Consider the following 23,772-nt stretch of genomic DNA (forward strand, 5'->3'; position numbering starts at 1 on the left):
CCCATGAAGATGGAGTGCGGAACGCCCCAGGCGCGCGCCGCCTCTACTTCGCCGCGGTGCGGGAGGCGTCGATCGCGGAGACGGCCAGCGAGAAAGGGACGGTCGTCGCCTCGTTGTTGACGCGCCAGGCGGCCGCCTCGAGGAGGTCCCGCTGGCCCTTGTTGATGACCTGGCTGAGGGCCTCGTAGTCGTCGGCGCTCATCGCGGGCTCGACGCAGCAGGCCGGGATCAGCGCGGGCAGCAGCGTCTCCGGGTTGAAGCCCTCCTCGGCTTGGCGCCCGGGGTGCTTCAGGAGCAGGGCCGACCACTCGGCGTCCGAGACCGCCTGGAGGGTGAACTCGGCGGCGCTATCACGGATCTGGCCCTGCAGCGCCCGGATCTCGACCACGATGGCCCGCCGCGGATCGACGGCAGCCATGGAGTCCGCCACCCAGCCGGCGTGGTCGGAGAGCTGGGCCTCCAGTACCTCGATCCGGGACGCCACGTCCCCCGCGAGGTACAGGGTGACCGTCGCGGTCCGGGGCTTGGCCGTCGCGATGATGTCGGCGATGGTGCGCTTCTGCTTCGCCATCAGGCCACCGTGACCAGGGTGCCCGGTGCGGTGGTGACCTTCATCGGGCTCTTGAACTTGGCGACTTCGTTAGCGGCCGGGGAGATGTTGGCGGGCTCACCGCACGCCACGTAGTACACCTCGACGATCTGGCCAGCGGCGAACGCCGTCGCGTAGTCCAAGTTCCGGCGGACCACCAGGTAGCCGTGGACGCCGTAGCGCAGGGTCGTGTACGGGAGGTCGTCGCTCGGGGTGGTGCCGCGCTTGAAGGTCAGCTCGGTGTCGTAGCTGACCCTCCCGACCTCCTTGGTGTCGAACGTCGAGGCGAGGGAGCTGGTGTCGACGTCCGCGGTGGTCGGGTCGATCTTCAGGCCGTCGGGGGTGATGCGAGGGGTGTAGTCGCTGCCGGCGGTGCACTCGGCGGCGGTCGGGGCGGCCGGATTGGCGATGGTCGCCACCCAGTGCACGCGGGTCTTGCCGTCGCTGATCGTGTCAGCCATGTCTGCCTCCTGGGCATGCAGGAGGTCCCGGCCGGACGGCGGGACCTGCGAGGGGGTTGAGGTGGCGTCAGATCCGCAGCGCGGCGACGGTGACGCTGGTGGTGGAGGAGTAGGTGATGGCGCACGCTCCGTCGACGGCACCGGCGAACAGCCCCGGAGCGATGGGGCCGATCATCTTGTCGCCGGTGGTGGCCGGGACGGTGACGACGACATCCACAGTCGCCTGACCGAGGGTCACCGCCGTGGAGGTGAGCGTCACCGTCATCGACGAGCCGTTCGTGTTCTTGACGTGCAGCCAGATTCGTTCGCCGCACGGGACGGTCGTGGAGGCGGCGGCAGCACTGTAGGTCGGGGTGAGGCCGGTGCGGCTCACCGCCTGGGGGGTCAGCAGGGCCATGAGGTGTTCTCCGATCAGGCGGTGGTGGATCGCAACCGGTACTGCACCGGCAGGTAGTAAAGAGGCGTCGTCAGGTCGTCGTCGCGTTGCAGCGGCGGCCCGCCGACTTCCTCCGGCTGCCAGGACTGTCGGCCAGCGACGGTGAGCGGGGCGACCAGTGCGGCCCGGGCCCGGTCAGCTGTGCCAAGCGCACCGGCCCAGGTGGTTGCCACGCAGGTCAGTTGCACCAGTGCGTCCAGCCGGGTTCGGTCGTTGGCCAGGCTCGCGGCCGACGCGACGCCGGGGTCTGGGTAGAGCACGATGTACGTCTTGGGCAGCGTGACTGCGGCCGGCGCCCCGCCCGGGTAGACGGTCAGCGCCGCAGCCTCGAGTGCGGCCTGGAACGCCAGGACGTGCGGCAGCATTTCCGGGGCGGTCACAGGAGTTCACCGCCGAGCCGGGCGACCTCAATGAGGAAGCGCGGCTCCTCAGCGAGGAAGGCCCGGCCGCCGTCGTTGTGCGGCGGAGAGCTGGCCGAGCCGTACTCGAGGATGTTCCCGAGCGGGCCCTGCGGCAGGTCCTTGTCGGGCCCGATGACGGCCCGGGCACCGCCGCCGGGCAGGGGGTGCAGGTCGTAGCCGATGCTGGCCGGGTAGATCCGTGCGTGACGGCCGGCCGTCTGCCGGGCGTTGGCCCGCCAGTCGTTCTTTATGTTGAGCGCGCCCCGGGCCACCACGGCGGCCGCCTCGCGCTCAATCTCCGCCCCGGCTCGGGCGATCCGGGCCGAGAGGATGCCCAGCTCGGAGGTGTCCGCGGTCATGACCGGTCCTCTCCGCTGATCCGCCAGGCGGTTGCGGTGGCCGAGTAGCCGACCGAGGTCACCCACAGCGTCAGCCCGGCCAGGCGGGCGTCCGGTGACGCGATGATCTCCACCTGGTCGCCGGGGACGACCCGGTCGACGGCCACCGGCATCGTCGAGAACGGCAAGGCGATCTCGTAGCGCCGCAGGACCACCTGACGCTCGCCCGCATCAACGCCGTGATCCTCGGCCTGGGCGGGCTTCACCCGGCCGGGGCCCTCGTACAGCACCCGGGCGTCCGGCTGGGTGGTGGCGCCGCTGGCCGGGTCGTAGGCGTCCGCCCCCGGGCGCCGGAGTCGGACAGTGTCGAGCATCAGCGCCTCGTGGGCGGCGCGGCCGTGGGCGAGGAGCTCATCCAGGCCGGTCATCTCGACCCCACCACCCAGGCGCGGCCGGGACTGCTGAGCTCCCGTTTCAGGGCGGTCAGTTCGCCGGGGAGGAGATCACCAGCGACGTCCATCTGCTCGACTGCGAAGGTCTCGGAGTAGTCGTCGATGGAGCGCTGCCTGATTCCGATGTCCATGCCTGCCGGGGTGAGTGCCAGGCGGTTGGCGACCTGGCATGTCAGCTCGACGATGCCGTCGGGGGTGATGGCCCAGCCGCGCTGGTAGGTGACGTCGACCCGGTAGACGGAGCAGTCGGGCAGGTGGAGCCGCTCGCCGTCCCACCACCAGCCAGTGACGGTGGTCAGGCTGCCGTCGTCGGGGTCCACGGAGCGGACGGACCCCACGGCCACCACCGGCGGCGCCGGGAGCGTGACGATGCCGTTGTCGGCGTCGAGTTGGGTGGTGACCGTGGAGGGTGTGATGGGCTGGCCAGCCGCGCGCCGGATGCGTACCGACGCGCGGCTGAGCAGTGCGCCGGCGTCCGCCGTGGGCAGCGAGTAGCCCCAGGCGGTCGCGTCTGCGGGGGTAGCCAGAGGGGGCAGGCTCATCAGGGCCTCCTACTCTGCGGCGGCGCCGTACTGGTCGATAAGGTCCGCCTTGGTGAGGGCCTCGGCTTCCTCGGGGTCGGCGCCGTTGGCGACGGCCCAGCCGATCCACTCGGCCTTCGGGGCCGCCTGCGGCGGCGCCTTGTCCGGCGCCGCCGGAATGCCCGGCTCCGGGGTGCTGGCGATGTGGAGCGGACTGCCGTCGGCGTTGACCTGGGTGAGTGCCCCCTTGGTAAGACGCAGGGCGATCTCTTCGGGCAGGGGCAGGTCCATGGCGATGACCATGCCTCCCTCGCCTCGGACGTGGATGGTCTCGGTCATCAGGTGGCCCTCGGGACTCGGAGAGCGGTCAGGGTGACCGTCTGGGTCGTCTCGACGATCAGCGAGCCGTCGGACTGCAGGAAGCGGCCGGACTCGAACGGGCCGAGGAAGACGACACCGTTGGTGCCGACCGCTACGGTCAGGTCTCCCTGGCCGGCGGCGAGGGCGGGCGGGTAGGTGCCCGCCTTGATGACGACGTTCCCGGCCGTGGTGAACACGGCGCGCAGGACGGTCAGCTCCGGGCGGGCCGCGGCGACCTGGCCGCCGTTGCCGGCGCCGGAGGCGATCGAGGTTCCGGCGGGGTCCGCGAGGGAGCTGTTCGCGAGCAGGGGGCTGTACGGGACGGCGGTGCGTGCCATGGGTCAGGTCTCCGATCAGGCCGGGTCGATGAAGGCGCAGGCGAGCATGTCGGGGCGCACGAGCTTGGCGCCGTAGACGCTCAAGCCCTTGATCGCGTCCGAGAACGAGTTCTCCGGGCGGTACGCCTCGGTCTTGGCGATCTGGTCGGCGAAGGTGATCGCCGAGTTGACGCCCGCGAGGATGACCTGGGTGTCGCCCGAGGGGACCGGCGCGTTGTTGGACTCGAAGATGGTGAAGCCTGCGGCGCGGCCGACCAGACCGTTGCGCAGGGCGTCCGGGGTGCCAGCCTCGTTGGCCTTGATGAAGCGGCCGTCCAGGAGCAGGGAGGCCATGAACTCCGGGGTGGCGACAAGGAACCGGCCCTGGGTGGGGACGTTGGCCTTGGCGAGCTTGGTCCGCAGCGGGACGAGGACCTTGTCGTAGGCGTCGGTGGCGGCGGTGAAGGTGTTGATCGGCGCGCCGGTGGAGCCCAGGACGTTGGCGCTCTGGATGCCGGTGTAGAGCCCGGCGATGAACTGGTCCTGGGTGTCGGCCATGCGGTACGCGGCCCGGGACATGGCCTCGGTCATCACGTCGCCCTTGGCCTGCCGCTTGTCGACGTCGTCCACCTTGAAGGCGAAGTACTTCGACTGGTCGATGGGCAGGGTCCGCTGAGCGTCGGTCAGCTCCTCCGGGGTGATGACCGTGCTGTTCGGCGTGTAGGTGGCGACGGTCGGGTCGGAGATGGAGGTGATGCGGACGATGTCACCGGAGTCGGAGATGTCGCCCTCGTAGTCCCTGTTGATGACCAGGGGCCCGCCGTAGACGAGCGCCTTGCGGGAGGCGACGAGGAGCTTGGCGCTCCACACCTCCGGCTTGAATCGGGTGATTGCCACTGGGGTTCCTCTCGGGGAGTGGTTATCCGCCGAGGTAGTCGCGCAGCTGACCCTTGCGGTGAGCCTCGTCGATCTGCTCGGGCGTCATCTTCTTGACGTCGGATTCGGTGAGTTGCCTCGGGCCGGTGGCGCCCTTGCGGGCCCCGCCGTCGCCGGTGCCCTCAAAGCGGGGCTTGCCGCCGGCCCCGGCCGTTGCGGCCAGGTACGGCTTGCGCTGGAGCAGTTCCTCCAGCGCCTCGGTGATCGCCTCGTTGTCGATGGCGTCACCGTCGATGAAGTCCTCGACCCTGCTGGCGAGGTAGGCGCGGGCGTCCTCCGGGTCCGCGAGGAGGCGGGCGGCCTTGGCCTCCAGCCGGTCGAGGGCGCGCTCGCGCAGGGACTCGGCCCGCGCTTCGGTGCGTGCCTGCTCGCGGATGGCCTGCTCGTCCGAAGTGCCTTCAGTGGGCTTGACCTTGAGGGTGGCGTTCTCCGCCTCGGCGGCCTTGCGCCGCTCGCGCTCGGCCTTGAGCTTGGCCTTCATCGCGTCGATGGCACGCTTGCCCTTGTCGCCGAGGTCGTCGGCGGCCTCCTGGTCATCCGCCTCGTCGGTGTCGTCACCGTCCGAGTCGTCGTCCTGGTCGGAGCCGTCGTCGGTGCTGTCCTCGTCCTCGTCATCGCCAGGGGCGCCGCCGAGGATCGGCCAGATGGGCTGGTCGTCGGTCTCGCCGGGGCGGGCCTTGCGCCAACCAACAGCGAGGAGCCCCGTGAGGGAGTGCCGGGGCAGGGTGCGGTGGGTCATCAGTGCTCCTGGTGCAGGAGTCGGGGCACCGCATTGCGCGGTGCCGAGGTCAGAAGAGGTAGCCGTATCGGTGCAGCAGGCGGATGGCGTCGTCCCGATCGGAGGCGAGCTTGTAGATCGCATCCGGGGTCAGTCGCATCCGAGCCGGCGCGCGTCCCGCCGCCTCAAGGGCCTTGAGGCGCTTGAAGGCGAGGCCGCGCTTGGTCATGCCTTCGCGGGTGGCGAGCAGTCGGGTGCCGCCGGGGCGCCCGGCCGCTGTGTAGAGGCTGCGGCGGGCGTTGACGACGGCGCTGATGTCAGCGCCGTCACGGATCGCTCGGGCGCCCGCGACGGTGAACGCCTTGCTCTGCTGGGCCGGGCTGAGCGAGGCGAAGTAGTCGCGGGCGTCCACCGTGGGCGGCCGCAGCTTGCTGTGCCGGGCCACGGGGAGGTGCTGGCAGTGGCAGTGCGGGTGTCTGGCGAAGCCGCGGTTGAACGCGTAGTACTTGCCTGCCAGGAGTGCGCACCGGCCGCACGCGCCGCCGGAGATGACCCGCACGTAGCCGGTCAGGGTCCGGTCTGCGGTGATGCCGACGCCGTCGGCGCCTCGGCCGGCGTCGGCGACCTGGGTGTCGACGAGCAGCCGCAGCTTGCGCTCGCCGATGCAGAGAGCCTCCCGCAGGGAGGAGCCGCTGCCGATGGCCTCCTTGGTGTCGATGACTGGTAGGTACAGCAGCGAGGCCAGGTCCCGGCCGTCGGATGCGAATCCGGCGAAGGCAGCCGGGTTCACGTGGCCCGCCTTGTCTGGGATCGAGCCTTGCGCGATCGTCGCAGCGTCCGTGTAGGACTGGGCGCTGCCCGCGGCGGCAAGCTGGCCAGCACTCACGACGGCGAGCAGGCGGGGCAGTTGGGCCATCCAGGACTCGGACAGGTCAGCCGGGTTGACGGCCCGCCACTCCCGGACCGCACCGAGGACCGTGGCGGCGGCAGTGCGGCGGCGGACAGCGAGGTGTCGGGCGGCCAGCTCGAGGGTGTCCACCACTCACCCTCCGAGCGCGGGGTCAGGCCCGGTCGACAGTCCTGGCGGAGCGGGTGCGGCGTTCATGAGGGCGGCCACGGGGTCGAGGGCGGCCTCGGTCTCCCGCATGTCCATCAGGTCGGAGACCTCGGTGGGGGTCAGTCCGAAGCGGCGGGCCAGGAACTGGAACGGGAAGCCGATCTGCTTGAGCTTCAGGAGGGAGTCGGTGAGCTGGGCGATGTTGCGGGATTCGCTGTCCGCCCACAGGACGCTGCCGCCGGCCACGGCGTCCGCCTTCGCGGTCTGGCCCTGGGCGAGGGCGATCAGTTGGAAGACCTCGCGCAGGGCTTGGCCGAACCAGAGCTGCTTCTCCTGGCACTTCTTCACCAGGCCGGTCTCGGCGGCGATCAGGGCGTCGCCGGACAGGTTGGCCATCTTGCCGACCAGGTAGTGCTGGGGGGTGCGGGTCTGGGCCGCGATGTGGCCGACCGCGACCGTGATGATCTCGGTGTAGGCCGCCAGGTTGGCCGCCGGCCAGGAGTCGACCTTGGCTTCGGGGTTCTCCAGCCACAGCACGCGGTCCTTCTGGAATCGCTTCAGGTCGATCGGCTTCTCGCCGACCTTCTGCCCGTTGCTGTCCAGGATCGGCATCTTGGGCAGCTCGGCGCCGGTGATGACGCGCTGGGCCAGGGAAGCGGCATCGGAGGCGGTGAACAGCTGGGCCCACAGCAGGTTGATGGCGTCCTGCATGGATACCACCCCGGAGACGTCCGAGATCGGCTCCTCGGCCAGCAGCGGGCGGTTCGGCAGTTCGATCATGGGCACCACGCCCATGGGGTTACGCTGCGGGTTCGGCTCGCCCTCCACGTCCCGGGGTGCCCAGGAGTCGACCGCCTCGTCGGCCTCCGCCATCTGCGCGGTCTTCTTCGGCCCCGAGGAGAGCGAGCGTTCGAACTTCCATACCTGGTCGGGCAGGTAGAGGGTGGCGTACTCGCACATCCCGTCCTGCCACGACTTGAGCGCGGCCACCCGGCGCCGGCGGGAGCCCGGTTCGTACTGCACGATCGAGGACGAGGCGTCCTCGAAGGTCACCACCGGCAGGTCCGGATTCTTCGGGTCGCCCCAGACCAGGACGTGGCAGCGGGCTGAGAGAACGGCGCCGAGGAAGCCGAGCTGGCTGTCGGCGTCGAGGCCGTTGCGCTGCCAGACCTGCCACAGCTCCTTGTCGGCCGTGAGCTCCCCGGCGGCCTGGATGCCCGTCACCGTCAGGCGCTCCACCGGGGAGTCGCTGACGGGCTGGACCCAGTTGTCCGCGAAGCCGCTGTACTGCTTGGCGAAGTAGTCCCGGAACTCATCCGAGGCGAAGCGGAGCGGGTGCTTGCCCCGGTAGTAGTTGGAGTTCCTCGTCACCAGGGTGGAGCGGGTGGTGAGTTCGGCCATGAGGATGTCCACCAGCCGACTGGCCTGCTCTTCCGTCGCCATCAGGTGCCTCCTCATCCGGTGTAGACGTAGTACTTCTGCTGACTGGCCAGGCCGGCGGCGATCGCGTCACTGGCCGCCTCGCGGGCGAGGATCGAGCAGACCGCAACGTCGATCTTCTGGTGCACCGCTGCCTTGCGGAGCACGTACTTTCCGCCCGGCCTCGCCGCCTTGCGGGCGTTGCCGACGTGCGCCGAGGCGATCTCGCACCCGTCGTGCCGGAACGAGGTGTCCGCCTTCGTGACGTCGGTGACCAGGCGCTCAGCTGCGGCGTGCATCTGGGTGGTGCGCTGGGTATACCAACGCACCACCCGGTCGCCCCACTTGTCGGCCCAGGCGTCCGTCTCGCTCTCCCAGTACGGCGGGTCGATGTAGGCGCGGACCACGTCGTAGGTGCGCATGACCTCGTCGAAGGCCGCCGCGACCTCCAGGCGCGGGACCTGCCCGCCCCAGTCCGCCGGATTCCACACGCACGGGCGCCGGTCGGGCCCGTAGGTAGGGGTGAACTGGTAGCCGTCCAGGGTCTCGGCCCGGATGCCAGTCCAGTCGTCCAGGTCGGAGCCGTCCACGCCAAGGACGATCCGGGTGCCGCGCGGCACCGCTCGCGGCTGAGCCCGGGTGTCCCAGATCGCACGCTCGAGCCACGTGCCGACCCCGGCGGTGACCCGGTTGCCGAAGAAGCGCTCCGCCTGGGCGATGTCCTTCTCGATCAGCTCGGCTGCCTCGGCCTCGATGGCGTCAAGGTCCACCCAGCCCGTGCGGGGCTTCGCGGAGTCGCCGTAGACCACGCGGTGGATCTTCCGCCGATCCGCCTTGAGCTTGTAGTTCAGGTGCGGGTCGGCCTGGCGGTGGTCCCGGTGGATGTCGCGTACCCGAGACTCGGCGGTGCGCTGAGCCACGCTGTCCTCGGACGGGTCCCAGGAGTTGGTGGTCTCGATCGACCTGCCACCCATGCCGGCCAGGCCCCGGCGCTGGGTCTCGGCGACCTGCACCATGCCGGATGCGACCGTCCAGAGGCCGGTCTCGTCCTGCAGAACGAACGTCACCCGCTGGCCGAGGCGAGAACGCGCCCGGGAGGTGACCGGGTCGATCCGGCCGCCGCCCGGCAGGTTGATCCGGGTCTCCCCGGTGTCCGGGATGAGGTCTGCGAGTGGCCCGAGCTCGATCATCGGCGTGAGCGCCCCGTAGACGTTGGCCGTCTGGTCCTCGGAGTTCGCGGCGATCTGGATCAGCGGGGTTGGCCACGGCCGGCCGACAGGCTCTCCATACGCGTCCCAGCCGTCGAACAGGACCGGCCCCACGGCCTCGGCGCAGATGATCGACCCGGAGAACGGGCCTTTCCCCCACTTCTGCGGGCGGACCAGCTGACTGCGGCGGTAGGCGAACGCCGGCGCGCGCTGGCCGATCGCGGCGGTGAGCCGGAGCCGGTAGTGGTGGGCGAGGAACGTCCACATCTCGTCGGTGAGGATGAAGGGCTGCCCCGCCCGGTCGCCGTCCGGGATGACACAGGCCTCCTCGATCCACTCGCCGACCTGCCAGCCCAACGTGGGGAACTCGCCGCGGTATTCAGCCCCCCGCCAGGGCATCCGGGTCAACCACCTTCAGTCGTTGCCGGGCGCCGACCGGGCGCTTGGCGGTTCGCCCGGCCCGTTGCTCGGCCACCTCGTCCTCGGCGACCTCCCAGCGCAGTCGCAGCATCGCCAACGGGTTCAGGCCGAGACGGTCCGCAAGCTGCCGGGCCTCTTTCGCCGAATCCAGGTCACCGCTCTCCGCCTTGACCTTCCACCGGACGTACTGGGCGACCTCGCGCGTCCAGCCGAGGCGCTCCCAGGCCGCAGCCTGCGGGGTCGCCCAGAGCTCGGCCCACAGCTCTGCCTCGACCTGCTCCTGAGCTTCGAGCATCCGGTCGGCGATGTTCGCCGCCGTGTTCGCGGTGTCGTGCTTGCGCTGAGCGGCGGCCCGAGCCCGGCCCGTCAGCTCGGGCTCCAGCAGCTGGAGTTCGAGCTCGTCAGCCAGGCGGCGGGCGGAGTCCCGGCGCTCGGTGGTGATGATGTCGGCCAGCAGCGGCCAGCGGGGCAGCTCGCCCTGCCTGCCTCCGGCTGGGAGCTTGGTCGTCGCAGTGGTGGCGTTGCGCCGCCGCCGTTCGGCCGCCGGTTTCGGCGCCGGGCCCATGCCTGCCATGTGATCGCCTCCAGGTGTGCCGTTGCGGCACGTCAGCCTCCGGCCGTTGCGGCCGAGAGCGGGTCACACTGCGTCACGTGACGCTCGGCCTGGGATCTCCCAGACCCGTACAGACGGCGAGATGCCTCCCCGGCGGTCCTGGTGACCTGCGGCGTTGGGGGTCACCCCCCAGGGGGGCGGTCACCCTCCGTGGTCGAGCCCCAGACGGTGCCTGCCCTGGGGTGCCGGCCTGCGAGCGCGCACAGGGCCCGGGCGCACTCCTCGTCGGTCAGCGTGTGCTCCTCGGCGACCATCAGGCCACCACCGGGGAGCCTGTACACCTGGACGTTGTGCTCGCTCATGCGAGACCGCCTGCGGTCCGGGGAGCGGGGCGTGCTGACAGTGGCAGGTCAAGCTCCACGATGAGGCTGTTGTGGCACTCGACGACCCAGTGCCGGTTCGGGTCGTCCGGGTCAACCAGGGCGCGTCCTTCGACGGTGCGCTTGATCGCCTTCCATCGAATGATCTTGGATCCGGCGTAGGTCTCGATGGACACCCAGGCGGGATCGACGTCGCACGGGTCGATGTGGTTCGCCGTGAGCCAGTCACAGATGACCTGGCGGTTGCCCTCCAGCTCGTCCCTATACAGGAGCCTGATGACGGTCACGCGTGCCACCCTCCGGGCTGGTGCTGGGCGGTCTCGCTGCTGTGGCAGGGACCGCACAGGCCACGGCCGTGGGCCGGGTCGTCGGGGTCGAGGTGCTGCTCGACCAGCTCGCGCCGGCTGAGCGGGTAGTGGTCGGCATGCTTGCTCGGCCGCTCAGTGCACAGCACGCAGGTGGGGTCACGCTGCAGTACCCCGGCACGGAAGCGGCGTTCGTGCTGGCTGCCGTAGCCGCGCTGCCGTGCGCTGCCTCGGCGCTGCTCTGCCTCTGCCTTGTGCTCGGTGCACCTGCCGCCCTCGGTGTACTCGGGGCAGCCGGGTGTGGAGCAGACGGTGAGTGCGCGACGTCTGGCCATCGTGGTCACCTCGGCCCTACTGTGTCGCCCCTGTCGAAGGGGAGGGGACGTTGGTGTCTCAGGTTGGTGCTGGTGCGCTCGCGGCTGGGTTGACGCTCGCGGTGGGTGGGATCGTGTTCGGCTCGTGGCCGGTGGGCGGCGAGGACTGTGGGTCGGCGTTCGGGCCGAAGGACCAGGGCGGTACAGCGTCCCGCCTCGTGTGCGCTTCGGCGTTGGCCGGCCGCAGCAACACGGCGTGGACGCTGGTGATCGGCGGGGTGGCTGTGACAGTGGGCGGTGTGGCCGTCCGGAGGGGCGCCGAGGAGTCACGCCCAGCTTGATCCGTTCCAGGTCTTGGTCGGCTTGGCCACCCAGGCCGAGCCGTTCCAGGTCTTGAGGGTCTTGGTCTGCCAGGTGCTGCCGTTCCAGACTTTGACGGGACGTCCGGGGCTGGCCGGTGCGGTGTCGTCCACGCTGACGTCGAGCCAGTAGCGGCTGGAGTTGAACGTGTCGGTGGGCAGGCTGAGGGTGTTGGGGCTCTCGCGGTAGGTGTTGGAGCCGTACTTGGCGCTGCCGCTGGCCGGCGCGGTGAGGATGCCGACGGTCCGGTCGGCGGTCATGACGTTCTGGGTGAAGGTGAAGCCGCCGCCGGGGTGGTAGATGACGACCATGTAGCGGGTGGCGTCGGTGCCGTCGTAGGTGGTGAGGGCGAGCGGGGTGGCGAGGCTGACGGAGTTCCAGGCGCCGAGTGTGCCGACGGCACCGAAGCTGGTGTCGGGGGTGAGGAGGGCGCCGTCGGAGAGGCGGTAGATGCCGCCTCGGCGGATGTTGCTGTCGCCGTCGGTGTTGGCCCGCCAGAACCACAGCTTGGTGGCCCAGGCGGGTGCGCTGACGCGGAACTCCATGCCTACGCTGATGCCGTCGTTGGCGGCGGCGCCGTCGTTGGCCCAGTTGGCGGGGCCGGTGAAGGCGTTGTAGACGCGGACCTCGGTCATCGCTCACCGCCTACGTGGTGTCGATCCAGACGTCTCCGGTGGCCGGGGAGCTGGGGGCCGAGCTGGCTACGGTGATCTTCGGCGTGGCCGCCATCTTGATACCCGACCCGGGCCAGCTGCCGCTGGCCTTCGGGCCCCAGACGACGATGAAGCCTGAGCCGCTGGTGTCGATGTAGAAGTCGCCGTTGGCGCCGGTGCCGCTGCTGGGGCTGCCGGAGCCGTTGAGCACCGCGGTGCCGTTCGTGCCGGCGGCGCCGGTTGATCCGGTCGCGCCGGTGGTTCCCGTGTTGCCGGTGTCGCCCTTGGGGCCTTGAGCCCCGGTGGCTCCTGTGGCTCCGGGGTTGCCCTGTGGGCCCTGGGCGCCCGTCGCACCAGCTGTTCCTTGCGGGCCAGTTGCCCCCGTGGCGCCCGGGGGGCCGGTCGCTCCGGTCGCTCCTGCGGGCCCTTGCTCGCCCTGTGGTCCGGGTGGGCCGGCGGCGGGGACCAGGGTGCCGTCGGAGGCGACGACGGGTGCGATCGCTGCGAGGTCGACGTCGGGCTCGGCGGCCGGGAGGGCGATCGGGTAGGAGCGTGAGGGGGCGTCGTACCAGCGCTCCTGGACGGTGTAGGTCCAGTCGATGGGGGTGATGCTGGCGGAGTCGGTGGCGACGAGCACCAGCGGGCCTGGGACGGTGGTGCCGTCGTAGGTCGCGCTGACCGGGCCGGCGAAGACGGCGTTGTCGCCGGAGGTGATGATGGCGGCGGGGGCGGGCGTGATGATGATGCTGCCCCGCCGGGGGGTGCCGTCTGCGTGCAGGGCGTCGTAGAGCCTCAGGGTGACGGTCTCGACTGAGTCGGGCAGCGGCATGGTCACCTCCCGCGTCGTCAGGCCGGAGTCGGCAGCCAGGGGTTGATGGCGTCGGTCCAGCGTTGGGCCATGAGCAGGTAGCCGGCGTCGAGGGGGTGGACGCCGTCGCCGGTCCAGCGCTGGGGGACGGTGGTCATGTCCGCCGAGGCGGCCCGGCCGCCGGTCTTGCGGGCGTTGACGACGGTGTCGACGGCGGCGTCGACTGCGGCCTCGCCGGTGGTGAGCCAGGCGGCGCGGGAGAGCGCGGGGCGGGCCACAACGACGCGGACGGTGGGTGAGCTGGCGAGGATCTGGTCGACGAGCTGCCCGCAGCGGGCCGCCCAGTCCGTGAGGTCGGGCTGCGCGGCGTCGTTGGTGCCGAAGGCGATCAGGACGATGTCGGGGCAGGCGGCGGGCAGCGCGGCGAGGATCGCGGGGGTCATCTCGCGCATCGTCTTGCCGCCTTGGGCGATGACGGTGAACTGGGTGTTGATGCGGCGCTGTACGAGGAGCGAGGCGAGCCAGGGCCGGTATCCGGCGCCGTCGGTGGAGCCGGTGCCCAGCGTGATGGAGTCGCCGGCGCACAGGACCCGCACCGTCGCAGTGGGTGGCAGCAGGGCTCGGTGCAGCGCGGCGATCGCGTCGCGCTGGTACAGGGCGAGGATCGACGCCCGACGGTCGGCTTCCCGCAGGTTGTAGGTGGCGATGTCGTCGTCCCAGGTGGGCCCCGAACCCTCGACGTACCCGGCGGTGGTGGCGCCGATGGCGAGCGCGGTGGCGGTCTCGGGACTGTACGGGGTGGTCACGGTGCCTCCGGGGCTCAGGCGGCGCGCTGACCGGGGACTCGCCTGGCTCGCTGCCGGGTGGCCTTCTCGGCCAGGGCGACGGCGAGTTGGGTGAAGAGGGGGCGGCCGCGCTCGTCGAGGCCGGCGGGGGCGAGCTGGCCGCGTTGGCGCCACTTGCGTATGGCGGCGGGGGTGACGCCGCAGAGCTCGGCGGCCTGGGGGCCTGTCAGCAGGTCTTCCATCGCCGCCTCCTGTCCAACGCCGAAGGGCCCGACCGTGGTGGTCGGGCCCTTCGTGATGTAGGCGCACGTGTAGTGCTGGCATCAGCGTGACACGGGGTGCGGATCACGCGCAAGCAGGATCGCCGCTCAGGCGACCAGCCAGTCTCCGTGGTCATCCTGGATCATGTTGGCACCGCAGCCCGTACATACGCCGGTCGAGCGCGGGTCTCCGATGCCGGTTGTCTCAACTGGCTGGTGGGTGAGGCAGGTCCCGGTTTGGCGGAGTGCGATGGCGAGCGCTGCCATACTGCCGGGCCTGGGCTTGATGCCCAGGAGGTCATTCTCCATAACGGCGATCGCGGTGGGGTTGGGGCGCGTTGGCGGTGTGGCGGCAGGCCGTCGGCGGAAGCGCATGTCCTCATCTTCTCGCGGTTCCGCCTGCCCCGGAAGGTGTCCGGAGCAGGCGGGTTGATCAGCAGCCGTGGCCGGCGCCTTCCACGTACCAGAAGTGGCAGTTCGGGCACTGGAGGGTGCGGGGGACGGGCACGTAGATGTTGGCGAGGACGGCCAGCAGGCGGGTCACTCGGCACCGCCCTGGGGCCAGATGGTGCTGGTGCCGCCGCCGCGCGTGAGGGTGGTGGGCTGCGGGTCGGGTGCCGGAGCGGGTTGGGGCTGCTGGGTTCCGTTGGCGTACGCCATGATGTGGATCTCCCTGCTCGTTGGTGAGTGGTGGAGGGCCCGGGGTGGCCGGCTTGCTGCCAGGCGGTGCGGCCACCCCGGTGGCTCAGGAGGCTTTGCGGGTGGGCTGGTTGACCCAGTGGATCTGGTGCCGGTGGGGGTTGCCGTCGGGGTCGGGGAGGACGACGAACCCCTCTTGGCCGGGGTGTTGCTGTTGCTGTTGCTCGTTCTGACCTGCGGTAACAACGGCAACAGGGGCGGTCGGGGAGATGGCGGGGAGCGGGGGGAGTGAGTCGCGCCGTACGCCGGTTGATACGCCGCGGCCCTTCACGCGGACCCCGCGGCTGATGGTCACGCTCGCCGCGCTGCACTGCTCGCGGACCCGGTCGGTGGCCGTCTCGTCGCCGAGGAGTTCGGCGGCGATCTGGGCGAGGTGCACACCCTTCTGGTCGCCGATCAGGTGGTGCAGGGAGGCGAGGAAGGCGCCGGGATCGTTCTCCTCCTCTTCTGCCTCGTCCTCGGCGACGGCGGCCGGGGTGGCGAACCAGGAGGCGATGAGCCAGACGGCGGCGAGGGGCCACCAGAGGCCGGGGGCGGCGAGGAGCATCCCGGCGCCGAACGCGGCGGCGAGCAGGGTGCCGATGATGCGGGCGATGCCGGACTTGACGCCGTCGGCTGCCCACCAGGCGGTGACTCGGTGGAGGAGCACTCCCCCGCCGGCCGTGAGGCGGTTCACTGGCCGGCGGGGATGAGCGCCCCGAGTGCGTTGACGGCGGAGGCGAGGGGGACGGCGGCGGTGCTGGCGACGCTGCCGACGAGGCCGAGGCAGATCCCGGCGAGGGTGCCGGTGGCGACCTTCCAGATGGGCACGGACTTGGCCCAGACACACAGGCAGACGAGGGCGACGGTCAGCAGGGTGACGACGACGTAGCCGCCTGCGGTGAGGGCGCTCGTGTGGTGGCCGGTGACGGGGTGGGTGGTGCCGCCGACGCCGTAGACGAGGGCGAGGTCGCCGAGGCCGTTGGCTCCCCAGAGTGCGACGTTGAAGATGCCGCCGAGGAGTGCGCCGATGCCGTAGATGGCGGTCATGCCGTAGGCGACGGAGAGGAGGTAGGGGACGAGGGCGCCGATCTTGTGGTTCTCGCGGGTCCACCAGCGGATGCCTTGGACGATGAGGAGTGCGGCGCCGACGGTGAGCCCGCCGAGGGTGACGGTGTTCATGGCGGGTCCTATCGGGTGAGGAGGAGGGGCAGGGCGGCGAAGGTGATGGCGATCCAGAAGGCGGCGGCTTCGAGCAGCACGGCGTTGGCGTTCCGTGGTTCACGGATCGCGAGGAGACCGAGCGCGAGCGCGGCAGGGATCGCCCAGACGAGGGCGTCCACGGTGGGTCAGTTCTGGGACGCTGCGGCGACGGCGAGGTGCGCGAGGTGGGACGGGTCGAAGCGGTTGCGCCCCCGGCTGTCCTTGCTGGCGATGGGCAGAGCCCCGCGGCTGACCCAGCCGCGGACCGTGGACGGATCGACTCCGTAGAGGATGGCGACCTCGGTGGTGCTCAGGAGCGTGGCCTGTCCTGCGGTGTCCTGCGCGGCGGGACGGGTGCCGCATGCGGTGAGCGTGGGCAGCAGCCGGGCGGCGGCCGGGAGGACGGGGGCCGGGGTGGTGGTCACCGGCGCGGGGACGGGGGCCGTCTCGGGCGTCTCGTCCTCGGCGGGGGCGTCCTGCCTGGTGGCCTCGGTGGGTGTGGCGGCGAGGTGCAGGAGGTGGCCGACGACGAGCGGCGGGACGGCGGAGACGATCGCGACGAGGGTGCCGCTGCTGGCCATGTGGCCGGTGGTGAGCCAGTGGCCGACGACCTGGGCGGCCATGGCGAGGCTGAGGGCGAGGCCGGCGCCGATGATGGCGGAGGCGCGTCCTCGGGCGCCCTTGGGGCGGTCGGCTGCGACGACGGCGGCGATGCCGGCGTAGGAGCTGAGGACGAGCGGCATGCCGTAGGCGTAGGGGTCGCCGAATCCGGCGGCCTTCGCGAGGTGGTATTCGGCGGGGGCGCTCATGACGAGTGCGGCGCCGAGGACGACGGGGCGTCCGGTGCTTGTGGTGGCGTTGACCCACCAGGGGCTCGACGTGTCCCGGGTGTTGCGGGGTGCACGGAGCCGCGCGATACGATCGCGGATAGCCATTGGAGATCTCGCAGTCTCTCGATGGTCAGGCCCTCATCGGTGCTCTAACACCGTTGGGGGCCGTTCTTTTTGTTGTTGTACGGGGGACTTTATCAGGGTTCCTGATGGTCTGTCACGACTTTCGCGGCACCGAATTGCGGCGGGACGCCGGGGAGTTGGTCCGTCCCAGGCGTCCCGCAAGGTCACGCCGCTTCGAGCTCGGCGAGGATCTGTTCAACCCGCCAGTCGTAGTCACCGGGACGCATCAGGACACTGCAGCCCGGGGTGACGCACTCGATGTCCCGGCCGTCCTGGCGGACGAGGGAGAGCATGTCGCAGGCGGGACAGGGCATCTGCATGGGCGTCCTGCGGGGGCGGGTGCGGGACAGCCGGGTGGCGTGCTGGTGGACGTCGGCGATCTCGGCGGCGTACTCGTCGGCCCAGGGCTGGAGGATGGCGAAGGCGAAGGCGGGACGCCGGGCGAGGAACTGGAGGTGCCCGCCGACCGTGCCGGTGACGAGGCACTGGCCGGTCTGCTCGGCGATGAGGCGGGCCCAGGAGGCGATGGTGGCGCCGAGCGGGATGATGCCGTCCTGGTCGCCGTGGTCGTCGTGGACGGTGCCGGGGGCGGCCGGCCCGAAGAGGCTGAGCACGTCGACAGGGCACGGCAGGGGCGCCGTGCGGGTGGCGCCGGAGACGCGAGCGCCGCGGGCCCCGGCTCCGGGCAGCAGCGCCAGGTGCGCGAGGACGAGGGCGTCGGGGAGCTCTCGGAGCTGGCGGTCGAGTCGGGCGGCGGTGTGGGTGTCGAGCATGTCCAGCTCCTCGTGCAGGGTGGTCAGGCGGCGCGGTAGGTGGCGCTGTCGGGAAGGTCGGCGATGGTGCGGTAGCGGCGGCCGATCCAGGCGAGGCGGCAGTGGGGGCTGTCGTCGTCGGTGTCGGCGGGCGGCGGCTCGGTGGCCCAGTCGTCGGGCCAGAGCGCTTCCTGCTGGTAGGCGAGGGCCTCGTCGGTGAAGCGGACGTCGGCGGTCATCCGGGCTGACCATTCAGGGCGGCCAGGGCCCGCTCAGCAGCGGCCCGGTAGCCGCGCTGCCAGTCGGTGACGTCGGCTGCGTCCGCGATGTGCAGCGCGTTCCGGACAGCGTCGAGCTTGGCCTCGGCGTCGCACTTCGCCGCGCTTTGGCCGACGGTGCCGAGTGCCCGGTGCAGCGAGCCGACGGTGATCAGGTAGGCGCGCGGGCTGCCCTCGGGGTCTTCCTCGCGGACGTCGTAGGGGGTGGCGTGGGCGTCGATGTCGAGGATCCGCTGCCGGTAGTCCCAGACCTGGGTCTGGAGCAGGTCGGCGCGTTCGATCGCGGCGTTGCGGTCGGCTTCAGCGTTTTCGGCTCGGGCGTACAGCTGGTCGAGTTGGTCGTCGGTCATGTCGTCGAGGCGGATCCGGTCGGTCACGACGCACGCTCCAGGTCGGGGCGGATGTCGCTGCGGGTGACGTGGCCGGCGAGGGCGGCGAGTCCGACGGCGTGGGCGCGGTTGGTGGCGCCGAGCTTGCGGAAGGCGCGCTGCAGGTGGGACTTGACGGTGTCTTCGGAGATGAATGTGGCCCGGCCGATGGCGGCGTTGGAGAGGCCGTTGGCGACGTACCGGAGGATGGTGATCTCGGGCTGGGTGAGGGGCTGGCCGTAGCGGGCGGGGGTCGGACTGCTCATCGTCTACTCCTCGATCTGCTGGGTGATGGCGTCGAACTGGCGGTCGAACGCGTCCTGTTCGGCCTGGTCGCCTCGGTGGGCGGCGCGGCACCACGACAGGGTGATGAGGGTGCCGGTGATGATCCAGGCGGCGATCAGGGCGGCGAGGGTCCACGGGCCCAACGGGCCGGTCACTCGGTCACCCCCAACTGCTCGTGGCACCAGGCGTCGAACGCGGCCCGGTTCTGCAGTCCGGCCTGGTCCCAGGTCGACTTGGCCTGGCTGATGGCCTTGGGCCGCCAGCCGCGACGGAAAGGACGACGGTGGCGCTCGCCGTCGGTCCACGTGTCGCCGCAACCGCAGCACGACCAGGTGGCGCCGTACCAAACCGCGTAGCGCCCGGAGAAGCGCCGTCTGCGCTGGCAGGTGGGGCAGTTGGCGACCCGGCGGAGCAGGTACTCGGCGGGGCTGCAGATGATGGCGCTCACTCGGTCACCTCGCCCTCGGCCGGGCGGGAGTCTCGGCGCCGGACCGGAACGCCCTTCGCGGTGGCGAGCCGCTCGGTGTCAATGTCGATCAGGCCGAGTTCCAGCAGGTGCAGCAGGGCCTGCTCGACGCTGGTGTGGATGATGTCCGCGAGGCTTAGGCCTGGCTGCTTGAAGGCGCCGTTGGGGCCGAGCGCCCAGTCGTCGGCGGCGCCAGTGGCGGTGCGGGTGATGCGACGGAAGGGGCTGCCCTCGGTGGTGTCGACGTGCTGGCGGGGCCACGGGGCGAACAGGTCAGCCGGCAGCGGGGGCTTGGCGGAGAGGCTGTCGGGCATCAGGACTCCTGGACGGTGCGGGTGGGGCACGACGGGTAGTGGCCGGGGTGGGTCGCGGTGACGCAGCCGCAGGAGCTGGTGGATCGGCCCGTGTCCGGTCGGCGGTAACCGGCCAGGACGACGCCCTTCGTGGCGTACGCGGCAGCTCGCCAGCAGGCGTCGCAGGGGGCGCTGGCTCGCTGCGGGTCGAATGCCTCGTCGATGTGCGAGTTGGCGTGCAGCCAGTTCGCGGCGCTCTCCCAGGCAAGGGCGTGCTCGTCGGTGACGATCCACCGCAGGCTCTCCGGGGCGGCGGCGATGCGGTCGCGGAGCTGGTCGGTCACTCGGCCACCTCGGAGTTCCGCTGCTTCACCAGGAAGGACCGGCCGCAGCCATCGTTGGGGCAGTTGAGGACGTCACTCCAGGCGTGTCGGGGGCGTGGCACCTCGGCCAGCTGAACGCCCTTGGGGGTAACGCATTTCTCCGGGCAGTCGATGACCTGCTGGTCGGCGGTCACTCGGTCACCGCCCCGACGCCGATGGGATCGATGTGCTCCAGGCTGATGCCGCCTGCGTAGCCGTCGACCTTGACGACTGGCGATCCGTGGCCGAGGCTCCAGGCGGGGCTTCGGGTGACGGTGGTGAGCTGGCGGTACTCGTCGGCTCGGATCGGGCGCCCGCAGTCGGGGTCGTAGGCGGTCATGCCGAGGGTGGCGCCGAACTCGGGGCGTACCCCGGGGTAGGCGATGACGGGGCTACCTACGGGGTGGTAGCGGTTCCACTGGGCAGCGTTCAGGTCAGTCACTGAGGTGCTCCTCGGTTAGGAGGTGGTTAGGAGGCTGGCCGCCGCCGGGTGGGCGGCGGCCGGTGACAGGCGGTCAGGCATTGGGGCCGTAGACGGCGGTCAGCGTGATGCGGATGCGGGTGTCCCGGCCGCCGTCGGCCAGGTGCCAGGAGCCGTAGACCTTGGTCCAGACGAGCTGGCCGGGCTTCGAGCACTCCTCGTCATCCGGCTCGTTCCGGTACGGGTACTCCTCGTCGGCGTAGGCGACGGCGGCGACCTTCATCGCGGTGTCGAGGTCGGTGTACATCGCCCAGCCGTCCCAGGTGTCGCTGTCCTCCATCCAGGCGTGGAAGAGCTTGCCGGTGTGGATGGCGGTGATCTGGTCGTTAGGGTCGATGGTGACCGGGTCGGGCGCGGGCGGCTGATTGGCCAGCACGTCGGCGTGTGCGGCTTCGAGGGCTGTGGCGAGGTCGGTCATGTCGGGTGTCTCCTGGGTGTGGTGGGTGGTCAGGCGGACGGCCGGGCAGCGGCGTAGCGGACGGTGCGGACCCAGTCGGGCACGGGCAGCGGGTGTTCCCAGCGGGTGGCCTGGCGCTCGGCGGCGTCGCACACCGCGAGGACGGCGTCCAGCTGCTGGCGGGCCTGCTCCAGCTCGGCGCGGAGGCGGTCCAGCTCCGGCTGCACCACGGCGAGCGCCGCGTCCACGAAGGCATCCGTCTCCGGGTCAGTGCCGTACTCGTCGCAGAAGCCGTGGTCGTAGCCCCAGTCGTGGGCGTCGAGCCGGGCAAACGCTGCGGCGACGGCCTTGCGCCGCTCGTGCTGGGCGACCGCGTCAACGGCTTCGGCCGACTCCTCGCGCATGGTGTGCCCGAGGAGCTCCTGGCGCAGGTTGTACTGGGCTCCGAGCGCGTCGGCGCCGGGGTCGGGGTGGTCCTCGATGAGGTAGCCGAGGGCGTGGAGTGCATGCCCGGCGGCGTCGGCGAGGCGCTCGTACCGCGCGGTGAGCTGCTGGTCGGTGAGCTGGTCCACGGTCAGGACTCCTCGGTCGACGGGGTGGTGGCGGTCAGGTGCGGCCAGGGGACGGCCTTGGTGCAGTACTCCCACTCGTCCGTCGTGAACTCGGAGTGGGTGCCGCATGCCTCCTGCGTGGTGACGTGCGAGCACCAGGTGACGCCGGTCGGCTCGCCGTCCTCGGTGACCAGTTCGTCACAGTCGCCTTCCAGGCAGTCGGCCGGGCCGGAGTGCAGGGTGGTTGCGACGCAGGACTCGGGGTTGGCGGTGGGCTGGGTGTTGGTCATCGGGGGCTCCAGGTCAGGCCGCAGCCGCGGCGGTCAGGTGGGTGATGCCTGCGGCCTCAGCCGTGAGTGCGGAGGCAAGCGGGACGGGGAGGGCGTTGCCGATGGCGAGGTGGCGGGCGCCGGCGTTGCCCTGCCAGTCGATGCCGGGCCGGAAGCCCTGCAACGTGGCGCAGTCGGCCGCCGAAGGGCGCCAGCCGCGCGGGCCCGGAACGGCCAGCCCGTGATCGGCGGCGCGGTGCAGCGCCTTCCGGGACCCGTTGCCGAACGGCTCCGCGCCGCCGGTCGCCGTACCGCCGCCCGTCACCGTCGGGGCCGGACGGCCGGTGTAGCCCCAGCCGAGCGCCTGGTGCATCGTCACGTACGGGGCCAGGCCCGGGCCGTGCGTCGGAGCGGGCAGCCGGACGGGGTGCAGCCGGGACGCGACCAGGGCGGCACGCTTGCGGTGCTGCGGCGCCCCGTACGAGGCCGCATCCACCACCCCGGTCGCGACGCTGTAGCCCCAGCCGGCCAGCACGTCCGCGTACAGCTCCCACAGCGGCAGCACTGCGGGGACCTGCTCCAGCACCACCCACTCGGGGCGGAGCGCGGCCAACCAGCGCATCGGCTCAGCGGTCAGCGGGGACCGGGGGTCGGTGCACATCTCGTTGAGCCAGGGGCGGGTATCCGTGCCGCCCGCGAGGTCGCGGATGGTGACGGCGATGTAGTGCATGTCGCCGATGCCGGCCTTGAGCCCGGCCTTGCTGAACGGCGGGCACGGCGGCCCGGCGGTGAACCCGGCGACCCGGCCAGCGAAGGGCTCCACAGGGTACTGGGCGACGTCACAGCGGACCGTGGCGTGCCCGGCGGCGGCCCGGGTCCGGCAGGCCGTCTCGGAGAGTTCCAGGCCGATCTCGGTCCGGCCGTGCCCGCGGAGGGCTTCGGCGAAGCCGATGCCGGCGAACAGGGCGAGATCGGGGCGGGGCTCGGTCACGGTGCTCCTTCGGTGGTGGGCTGACGGGCGGTCAGGGGGTGGGGCGGAGGCTGGTGCAGCCGCTGTCCGTGTCCTCGTACGAGGTCCAGGCGAGGCTGTAGCCGTGCCCCTGGCCGGTGGTGCAGCCGAACGTGGTCCGGCTCCCGAGGGGCTGGTTGCGGGCAAGGATGGTGCAGCCGCAGGTGAGGGTGATGCGGACCGCCATGCGGGGCGGGCGGGGACGACGGGTGGGCATCGGGGACTCCGGGCGGTCAGGCGGTCGCGTCGAGGTCGAACAGGGGCACGTCCAGCGCGGCGCTCTCGGCCTTCGCCTCGCGGGCGGCCTTGCGGCGGGCGCCGTCGTAGCAGGGCGGGCACCAGGCGACGAGTGCCGTCGAGCGCAGGGCCGCGCCGGGGAAGCGCTGCTCGGACAGGTCTGCGGGCGCGGCGATCAGGCGGGACGGCCCGTACTTGGCGAGGTGCTGGCCGTCGATGTGGTCGCAGTGGCCGTGGCTGACCGTGTGACGGGCCCCACAGGCGCCCTTGCACCAGCAGCGATAGTGGGCGGCCTCCATGACGGGCAGCCAGGTCTCGGAGCCGACCAGGGGCGGGGCGGCGGCGCTCATCGCGCACCGCCGGTGGCCTGGGCCAGAAGGCGGGTGAACTGCTCGCCGGTCATCGTCACGTAGCCGTCGGCGGCGCTCGCCTTACCGCGGCGCTTGTGCCACACGACGCCCAGCCAGGCGCCGTCGTGCAGTCGCTCGACCTCCGCCTCGGCGACCCAGGCCGCCAGCTCGGTGCGCGCGGTGTTCTTCGCCTCGATGACCACGCCGGGCACGCCGGCGATGTCGCCGCGGTCCTTCACGGAGCCGGCGAGGCGGCGCTCGGCGTGCGGCCAGGCGGCGCCGCGCAGGTACTCGACGATGGCCCGCTCCCAGGCGGAGCCCTTGTCCTTGTTGGCGCTCATGCGCTGTGTCCCCTCGGGCAGTTGTGGGTGGCGACGACGGTGTGGGTGCAGGTGCCGGCGGCGATGTGCCAGCGGGTCCGGTCGAGCAGGCGGTGCGGGAGGTACGGGCGGATCGCCAGGCAGTAGGTGGTGCGGCCCGCAAGGCGGGCGAGGAGCTCCTCGGCGAGGCCGAGCGGCCGAGGGTCGGCGCGGACGTCCAGAGCGGCGAAGGAGCCCACCAGGGCCCGGATCACGGTCTGCTGGCAGCGCGGGCACTTGGTGACGCGCGCCCGGTCGCTGGTCGGGTTGCGGTCCGCGAGCCACGCAGGCGGCTTCTTGCGGGGCGGCATCAGTGCCTGCGAAGGGATTGCGAAGGGATCTGCGAAGGGATCTGCGAAGGGTCTGACCAGGCATGCGAAGGGATCGAAGGGATCTGCTGACCCTCGAAGCCCATAGGGGTTAGAGAGAA

Annotated in this window: 44 protein-coding genes; all 44 read right to left on the bottom strand. The window is 71.4% G+C overall.

Features of this window, described 5'->3' with window-relative positions; genetic code table 11:
* Positions 1–43: 43 nt before the first annotated feature.
* The gene (locus OHV05_RS24485) at positions 44–571 is read right to left on the bottom strand and encodes a hypothetical protein (RefSeq protein ID WP_405019549.1); all 528 of its coding nucleotides are present in this window, start codon (positions 569–571) and stop codon (positions 44–46) included.
* Positions 571–1,050, bottom strand: coding sequence for a hypothetical protein (locus OHV05_RS24490; RefSeq protein ID WP_405019550.1), 480 nt, complete (start codon positions 1,048–1,050; stop codon positions 571–573). The genes OHV05_RS24485 and OHV05_RS24490 overlap by 1 nt, the downstream gene beginning before the upstream one ends.
* Positions 1,051–1,117: 67 nt before the next feature.
* Positions 1,118–1,447: a hypothetical protein gene (locus OHV05_RS24495; RefSeq protein ID WP_405019551.1), complete on the bottom strand. Its 330-nt coding sequence runs from the start codon at positions 1,445–1,447 to the stop codon at positions 1,118–1,120.
* A 14-nt stretch (positions 1,448–1,461) separates the two neighbouring features.
* The gene (locus tag OHV05_RS24500) at positions 1,462–1,866 is read right to left on the bottom strand and encodes a hypothetical protein (RefSeq protein ID WP_405019552.1); all 405 of its coding nucleotides are present in this window, start codon (positions 1,864–1,866) and stop codon (positions 1,462–1,464) included.
* The gene (locus OHV05_RS24505; protein WP_405019553.1) at positions 1,863–2,246 is read right to left on the bottom strand and encodes a hypothetical protein; all 384 of its coding nucleotides are present in this window, start codon (positions 2,244–2,246) and stop codon (positions 1,863–1,865) included. Before OHV05_RS24505 ends, OHV05_RS24500 begins: the two co-directional genes overlap by 4 nt.
* On the bottom strand, positions 2,243–2,653 hold the full coding sequence (locus OHV05_RS24510) for a DUF6093 family protein (protein ID WP_405019554.1): 411 nt from the start codon (positions 2,651–2,653) through the stop codon (positions 2,243–2,245). Before OHV05_RS24510 ends, OHV05_RS24505 begins: the two co-directional genes overlap by 4 nt.
* Positions 2,650–3,219 (bottom strand): hypothetical protein, encoded by a 570-nt coding sequence (locus OHV05_RS24515; RefSeq protein ID WP_405019555.1) that lies wholly within the window; start codon positions 3,217–3,219, stop codon positions 2,650–2,652. The genes OHV05_RS24510 and OHV05_RS24515 overlap by 4 nt, the downstream gene beginning before the upstream one ends.
* A gap of 9 nt (positions 3,220–3,228) precedes the next feature.
* Positions 3,229–3,537 (bottom strand): hypothetical protein, encoded by a 309-nt coding sequence (locus OHV05_RS24520; RefSeq protein WP_405019556.1) that lies wholly within the window; start codon positions 3,535–3,537, stop codon positions 3,229–3,231.
* Positions 3,537–3,896: a hypothetical protein gene (locus OHV05_RS24525; protein ID WP_405019557.1), complete on the bottom strand. Its 360-nt coding sequence runs from the start codon at positions 3,894–3,896 to the stop codon at positions 3,537–3,539. Before OHV05_RS24525 ends, OHV05_RS24520 begins: the two co-directional genes overlap by 1 nt.
* 15 nt (positions 3,897–3,911) lie before the next feature.
* Positions 3,912–4,772, bottom strand: a complete 861-nt coding sequence (locus tag OHV05_RS24530) for a P22 coat protein - protein 5 domain protein (protein ID WP_405019558.1) — start codon at positions 4,770–4,772, stop codon at positions 3,912–3,914.
* A gap of 22 nt (positions 4,773–4,794) precedes the next feature.
* On the bottom strand, positions 4,795–5,550 hold the full coding sequence (locus OHV05_RS24535) for a hypothetical protein (protein ID WP_405019559.1): 756 nt from the start codon (positions 5,548–5,550) through the stop codon (positions 4,795–4,797).
* 49 nt (positions 5,551–5,599) lie between these two features.
* Positions 5,600–6,571 (bottom strand): hypothetical protein, encoded by a 972-nt coding sequence (locus tag OHV05_RS24540; RefSeq protein WP_405019560.1) that lies wholly within the window; start codon positions 6,569–6,571, stop codon positions 5,600–5,602.
* The gene (locus tag OHV05_RS24545) at positions 6,572–8,029 is read right to left on the bottom strand and encodes a phage portal protein (protein ID WP_405019561.1); all 1,458 of its coding nucleotides are present in this window, start codon (positions 8,027–8,029) and stop codon (positions 6,572–6,574) included. It lies immediately after the preceding gene.
* An 11-nt stretch (positions 8,030–8,040) separates the two neighbouring features.
* Positions 8,041–9,612, bottom strand: coding sequence for a hypothetical protein (locus OHV05_RS24550; protein WP_405019562.1), 1,572 nt, complete (start codon positions 9,610–9,612; stop codon positions 8,041–8,043).
* Positions 9,593–10,207, bottom strand: a complete 615-nt coding sequence (locus tag OHV05_RS24555; protein ID WP_405019563.1) for a hypothetical protein — start codon at positions 10,205–10,207, stop codon at positions 9,593–9,595. Before OHV05_RS24555 ends, OHV05_RS24550 begins: the two co-directional genes overlap by 20 nt.
* A gap of 161 nt (positions 10,208–10,368) precedes the next feature.
* A complete protein-coding gene (locus tag OHV05_RS24560) occupies positions 10,369–10,548 on the bottom strand; it encodes a hypothetical protein (protein ID WP_405019564.1) in 180 nt (59 codons plus the stop codon).
* Positions 10,545–10,853: a hypothetical protein gene (locus OHV05_RS24565; protein ID WP_405019565.1), complete on the bottom strand. Its 309-nt coding sequence runs from the start codon at positions 10,851–10,853 to the stop codon at positions 10,545–10,547. Before OHV05_RS24565 ends, OHV05_RS24560 begins: the two co-directional genes overlap by 4 nt.
* Positions 10,850–11,206 (bottom strand): holin, encoded by a 357-nt coding sequence (locus tag OHV05_RS24570; RefSeq protein WP_405019566.1) that lies wholly within the window; start codon positions 11,204–11,206, stop codon positions 10,850–10,852. The genes OHV05_RS24565 and OHV05_RS24570 overlap by 4 nt, the downstream gene beginning before the upstream one ends.
* A 305-nt stretch (positions 11,207–11,511) precedes the next feature.
* Complete coding sequence (locus tag OHV05_RS24575; RefSeq protein WP_405019567.1) at positions 11,512–12,180, bottom strand: DUF4082 domain-containing protein; 669 nt, start codon at positions 12,178–12,180, stop codon at positions 11,512–11,514.
* A gap of 10 nt (positions 12,181–12,190) precedes the next feature.
* Positions 12,191–13,027, bottom strand: coding sequence for a hypothetical protein (locus OHV05_RS24580; RefSeq protein WP_405019568.1), 837 nt, complete (start codon positions 13,025–13,027; stop codon positions 12,191–12,193).
* A 17-nt stretch (positions 13,028–13,044) separates the two neighbouring features.
* Positions 13,045–13,812: an SGNH/GDSL hydrolase family protein gene (locus OHV05_RS24585; protein WP_405019569.1), complete on the bottom strand. Its 768-nt coding sequence runs from the start codon at positions 13,810–13,812 to the stop codon at positions 13,045–13,047.
* A gap of 14 nt (positions 13,813–13,826) precedes the next feature.
* Positions 13,827–14,033 carry a MerR family DNA-binding transcriptional regulator gene (locus OHV05_RS24590; protein WP_405019570.1) on the bottom strand — a complete coding sequence of 69 codons (207 nt, stop codon included), beginning with the start codon at positions 14,031–14,033 and terminating at the stop codon, positions 13,827–13,829.
* Between the two features lie 763 nt (positions 14,034–14,796).
* Entirely contained in the window at positions 14,797–15,399 is a 603-nt protein-coding gene (locus OHV05_RS24595; protein ID WP_405019571.1) for a hypothetical protein, read from the bottom strand.
* A 23-nt stretch (positions 15,400–15,422) separates the two neighbouring features.
* The gene (locus OHV05_RS24600; protein WP_405019572.1) at positions 15,423–15,911 is read right to left on the bottom strand and encodes a hypothetical protein; all 489 of its coding nucleotides are present in this window, start codon (positions 15,909–15,911) and stop codon (positions 15,423–15,425) included.
* Between the two features lie 8 nt (positions 15,912–15,919).
* On the bottom strand, positions 15,920–16,072 hold the full coding sequence (locus OHV05_RS24605) for a hypothetical protein (protein WP_405019573.1): 153 nt from the start codon (positions 16,070–16,072) through the stop codon (positions 15,920–15,922).
* 6 nt (positions 16,073–16,078) lie between these two features.
* Entirely contained in the window at positions 16,079–16,741 is a 663-nt protein-coding gene (locus OHV05_RS24610) for a MerR family transcriptional regulator (protein ID WP_405019574.1), read from the bottom strand.
* 308 nt (positions 16,742–17,049) lie between these two features.
* Entirely contained in the window at positions 17,050–17,658 is a 609-nt protein-coding gene (locus tag OHV05_RS24615) for a hypothetical protein (RefSeq protein ID WP_405019575.1), read from the bottom strand.
* Positions 17,659–17,681: 23 nt separating this feature from the next.
* The gene (locus OHV05_RS24620) at positions 17,682–17,876 is read right to left on the bottom strand and encodes a hypothetical protein (protein WP_405019576.1); all 195 of its coding nucleotides are present in this window, start codon (positions 17,874–17,876) and stop codon (positions 17,682–17,684) included.
* The gene (locus tag OHV05_RS24625; RefSeq protein WP_405019577.1) at positions 17,873–18,292 is read right to left on the bottom strand and encodes a hypothetical protein; all 420 of its coding nucleotides are present in this window, start codon (positions 18,290–18,292) and stop codon (positions 17,873–17,875) included. Before OHV05_RS24625 ends, OHV05_RS24620 begins: the two co-directional genes overlap by 4 nt.
* Positions 18,289–18,549, bottom strand: a complete 261-nt coding sequence (locus tag OHV05_RS24630) for a helix-turn-helix transcriptional regulator (RefSeq protein WP_405019578.1) — start codon at positions 18,547–18,549, stop codon at positions 18,289–18,291. Before OHV05_RS24630 ends, OHV05_RS24625 begins: the two co-directional genes overlap by 4 nt.
* 3 nt (positions 18,550–18,552) lie before the next feature.
* Positions 18,553–18,723 (bottom strand): hypothetical protein, encoded by a 171-nt coding sequence (locus tag OHV05_RS24635; RefSeq protein WP_405019579.1) that lies wholly within the window; start codon positions 18,721–18,723, stop codon positions 18,553–18,555.
* Positions 18,720–19,016 carry a hypothetical protein gene (locus OHV05_RS24640; protein ID WP_405019580.1) on the bottom strand — a complete coding sequence of 99 codons (297 nt, stop codon included), beginning with the start codon at positions 19,014–19,016 and terminating at the stop codon, positions 18,720–18,722. The genes OHV05_RS24635 and OHV05_RS24640 overlap by 4 nt, the downstream gene beginning before the upstream one ends.
* Positions 19,013–19,348: a hypothetical protein gene (locus OHV05_RS24645; protein ID WP_405019581.1), complete on the bottom strand. Its 336-nt coding sequence runs from the start codon at positions 19,346–19,348 to the stop codon at positions 19,013–19,015. The genes OHV05_RS24640 and OHV05_RS24645 overlap by 4 nt, the downstream gene beginning before the upstream one ends.
* The gene (locus OHV05_RS24650; protein ID WP_405019582.1) at positions 19,348–19,671 is read right to left on the bottom strand and encodes a hypothetical protein; all 324 of its coding nucleotides are present in this window, start codon (positions 19,669–19,671) and stop codon (positions 19,348–19,350) included. Before OHV05_RS24650 ends, OHV05_RS24645 begins: the two co-directional genes overlap by 1 nt.
* Positions 19,668–19,844: a hypothetical protein gene (locus OHV05_RS24655; protein ID WP_405019583.1), complete on the bottom strand. Its 177-nt coding sequence runs from the start codon at positions 19,842–19,844 to the stop codon at positions 19,668–19,670. Before OHV05_RS24655 ends, OHV05_RS24650 begins: the two co-directional genes overlap by 4 nt.
* Entirely contained in the window at positions 19,841–20,131 is a 291-nt protein-coding gene (locus OHV05_RS24660) for a hypothetical protein (protein WP_405019584.1), read from the bottom strand. The genes OHV05_RS24655 and OHV05_RS24660 overlap by 4 nt, the downstream gene beginning before the upstream one ends.
* Positions 20,132–20,204: 73 nt before the next feature.
* Positions 20,205–20,588 (bottom strand): hypothetical protein, encoded by a 384-nt coding sequence (locus OHV05_RS24665; RefSeq protein WP_405019585.1) that lies wholly within the window; start codon positions 20,586–20,588, stop codon positions 20,205–20,207.
* Between the two features lie 29 nt (positions 20,589–20,617).
* Positions 20,618–21,139 (bottom strand): hypothetical protein, encoded by a 522-nt coding sequence (locus OHV05_RS24670; RefSeq protein WP_405019586.1) that lies wholly within the window; start codon positions 21,137–21,139, stop codon positions 20,618–20,620.
* A 2-nt stretch (positions 21,140–21,141) separates the two neighbouring features.
* Positions 21,142–21,408 carry a hypothetical protein gene (locus OHV05_RS24675; RefSeq protein ID WP_405019587.1) on the bottom strand — a complete coding sequence of 89 codons (267 nt, stop codon included), beginning with the start codon at positions 21,406–21,408 and terminating at the stop codon, positions 21,142–21,144.
* A 13-nt stretch (positions 21,409–21,421) separates the two neighbouring features.
* Positions 21,422–22,378, bottom strand: a complete 957-nt coding sequence (locus OHV05_RS24680) for a DNA cytosine methyltransferase (RefSeq protein ID WP_405019588.1) — start codon at positions 22,376–22,378, stop codon at positions 21,422–21,424.
* Positions 22,379–22,409: 31 nt separating this feature from the next.
* A complete protein-coding gene (locus OHV05_RS24685) occupies positions 22,410–22,613 on the bottom strand; it encodes a hypothetical protein (RefSeq protein WP_405019589.1) in 204 nt (67 codons plus the stop codon).
* A 16-nt stretch (positions 22,614–22,629) separates the two neighbouring features.
* Entirely contained in the window at positions 22,630–22,983 is a 354-nt protein-coding gene (locus OHV05_RS24690; protein ID WP_405019590.1) for a hypothetical protein, read from the bottom strand.
* Entirely contained in the window at positions 22,980–23,324 is a 345-nt protein-coding gene (locus tag OHV05_RS24695; RefSeq protein ID WP_405019591.1) for a hypothetical protein, read from the bottom strand. Before OHV05_RS24695 ends, OHV05_RS24690 begins: the two co-directional genes overlap by 4 nt.
* Positions 23,321–23,653 (bottom strand): hypothetical protein, encoded by a 333-nt coding sequence (locus OHV05_RS24700; RefSeq protein ID WP_405019592.1) that lies wholly within the window; start codon positions 23,651–23,653, stop codon positions 23,321–23,323. Before OHV05_RS24700 ends, OHV05_RS24695 begins: the two co-directional genes overlap by 4 nt.
* Between the last annotated feature and the right edge of the window lie 119 nt (positions 23,654–23,772).

Origin of the sequence: Kitasatospora sp. NBC_00070 (assembly GCF_045041205.1) — a bacterium.
In the GTDB taxonomy this organism is placed as follows: Bacteria; Actinomycetota; Actinomycetes; order Streptomycetales; family Streptomycetaceae; genus Kitasatospora.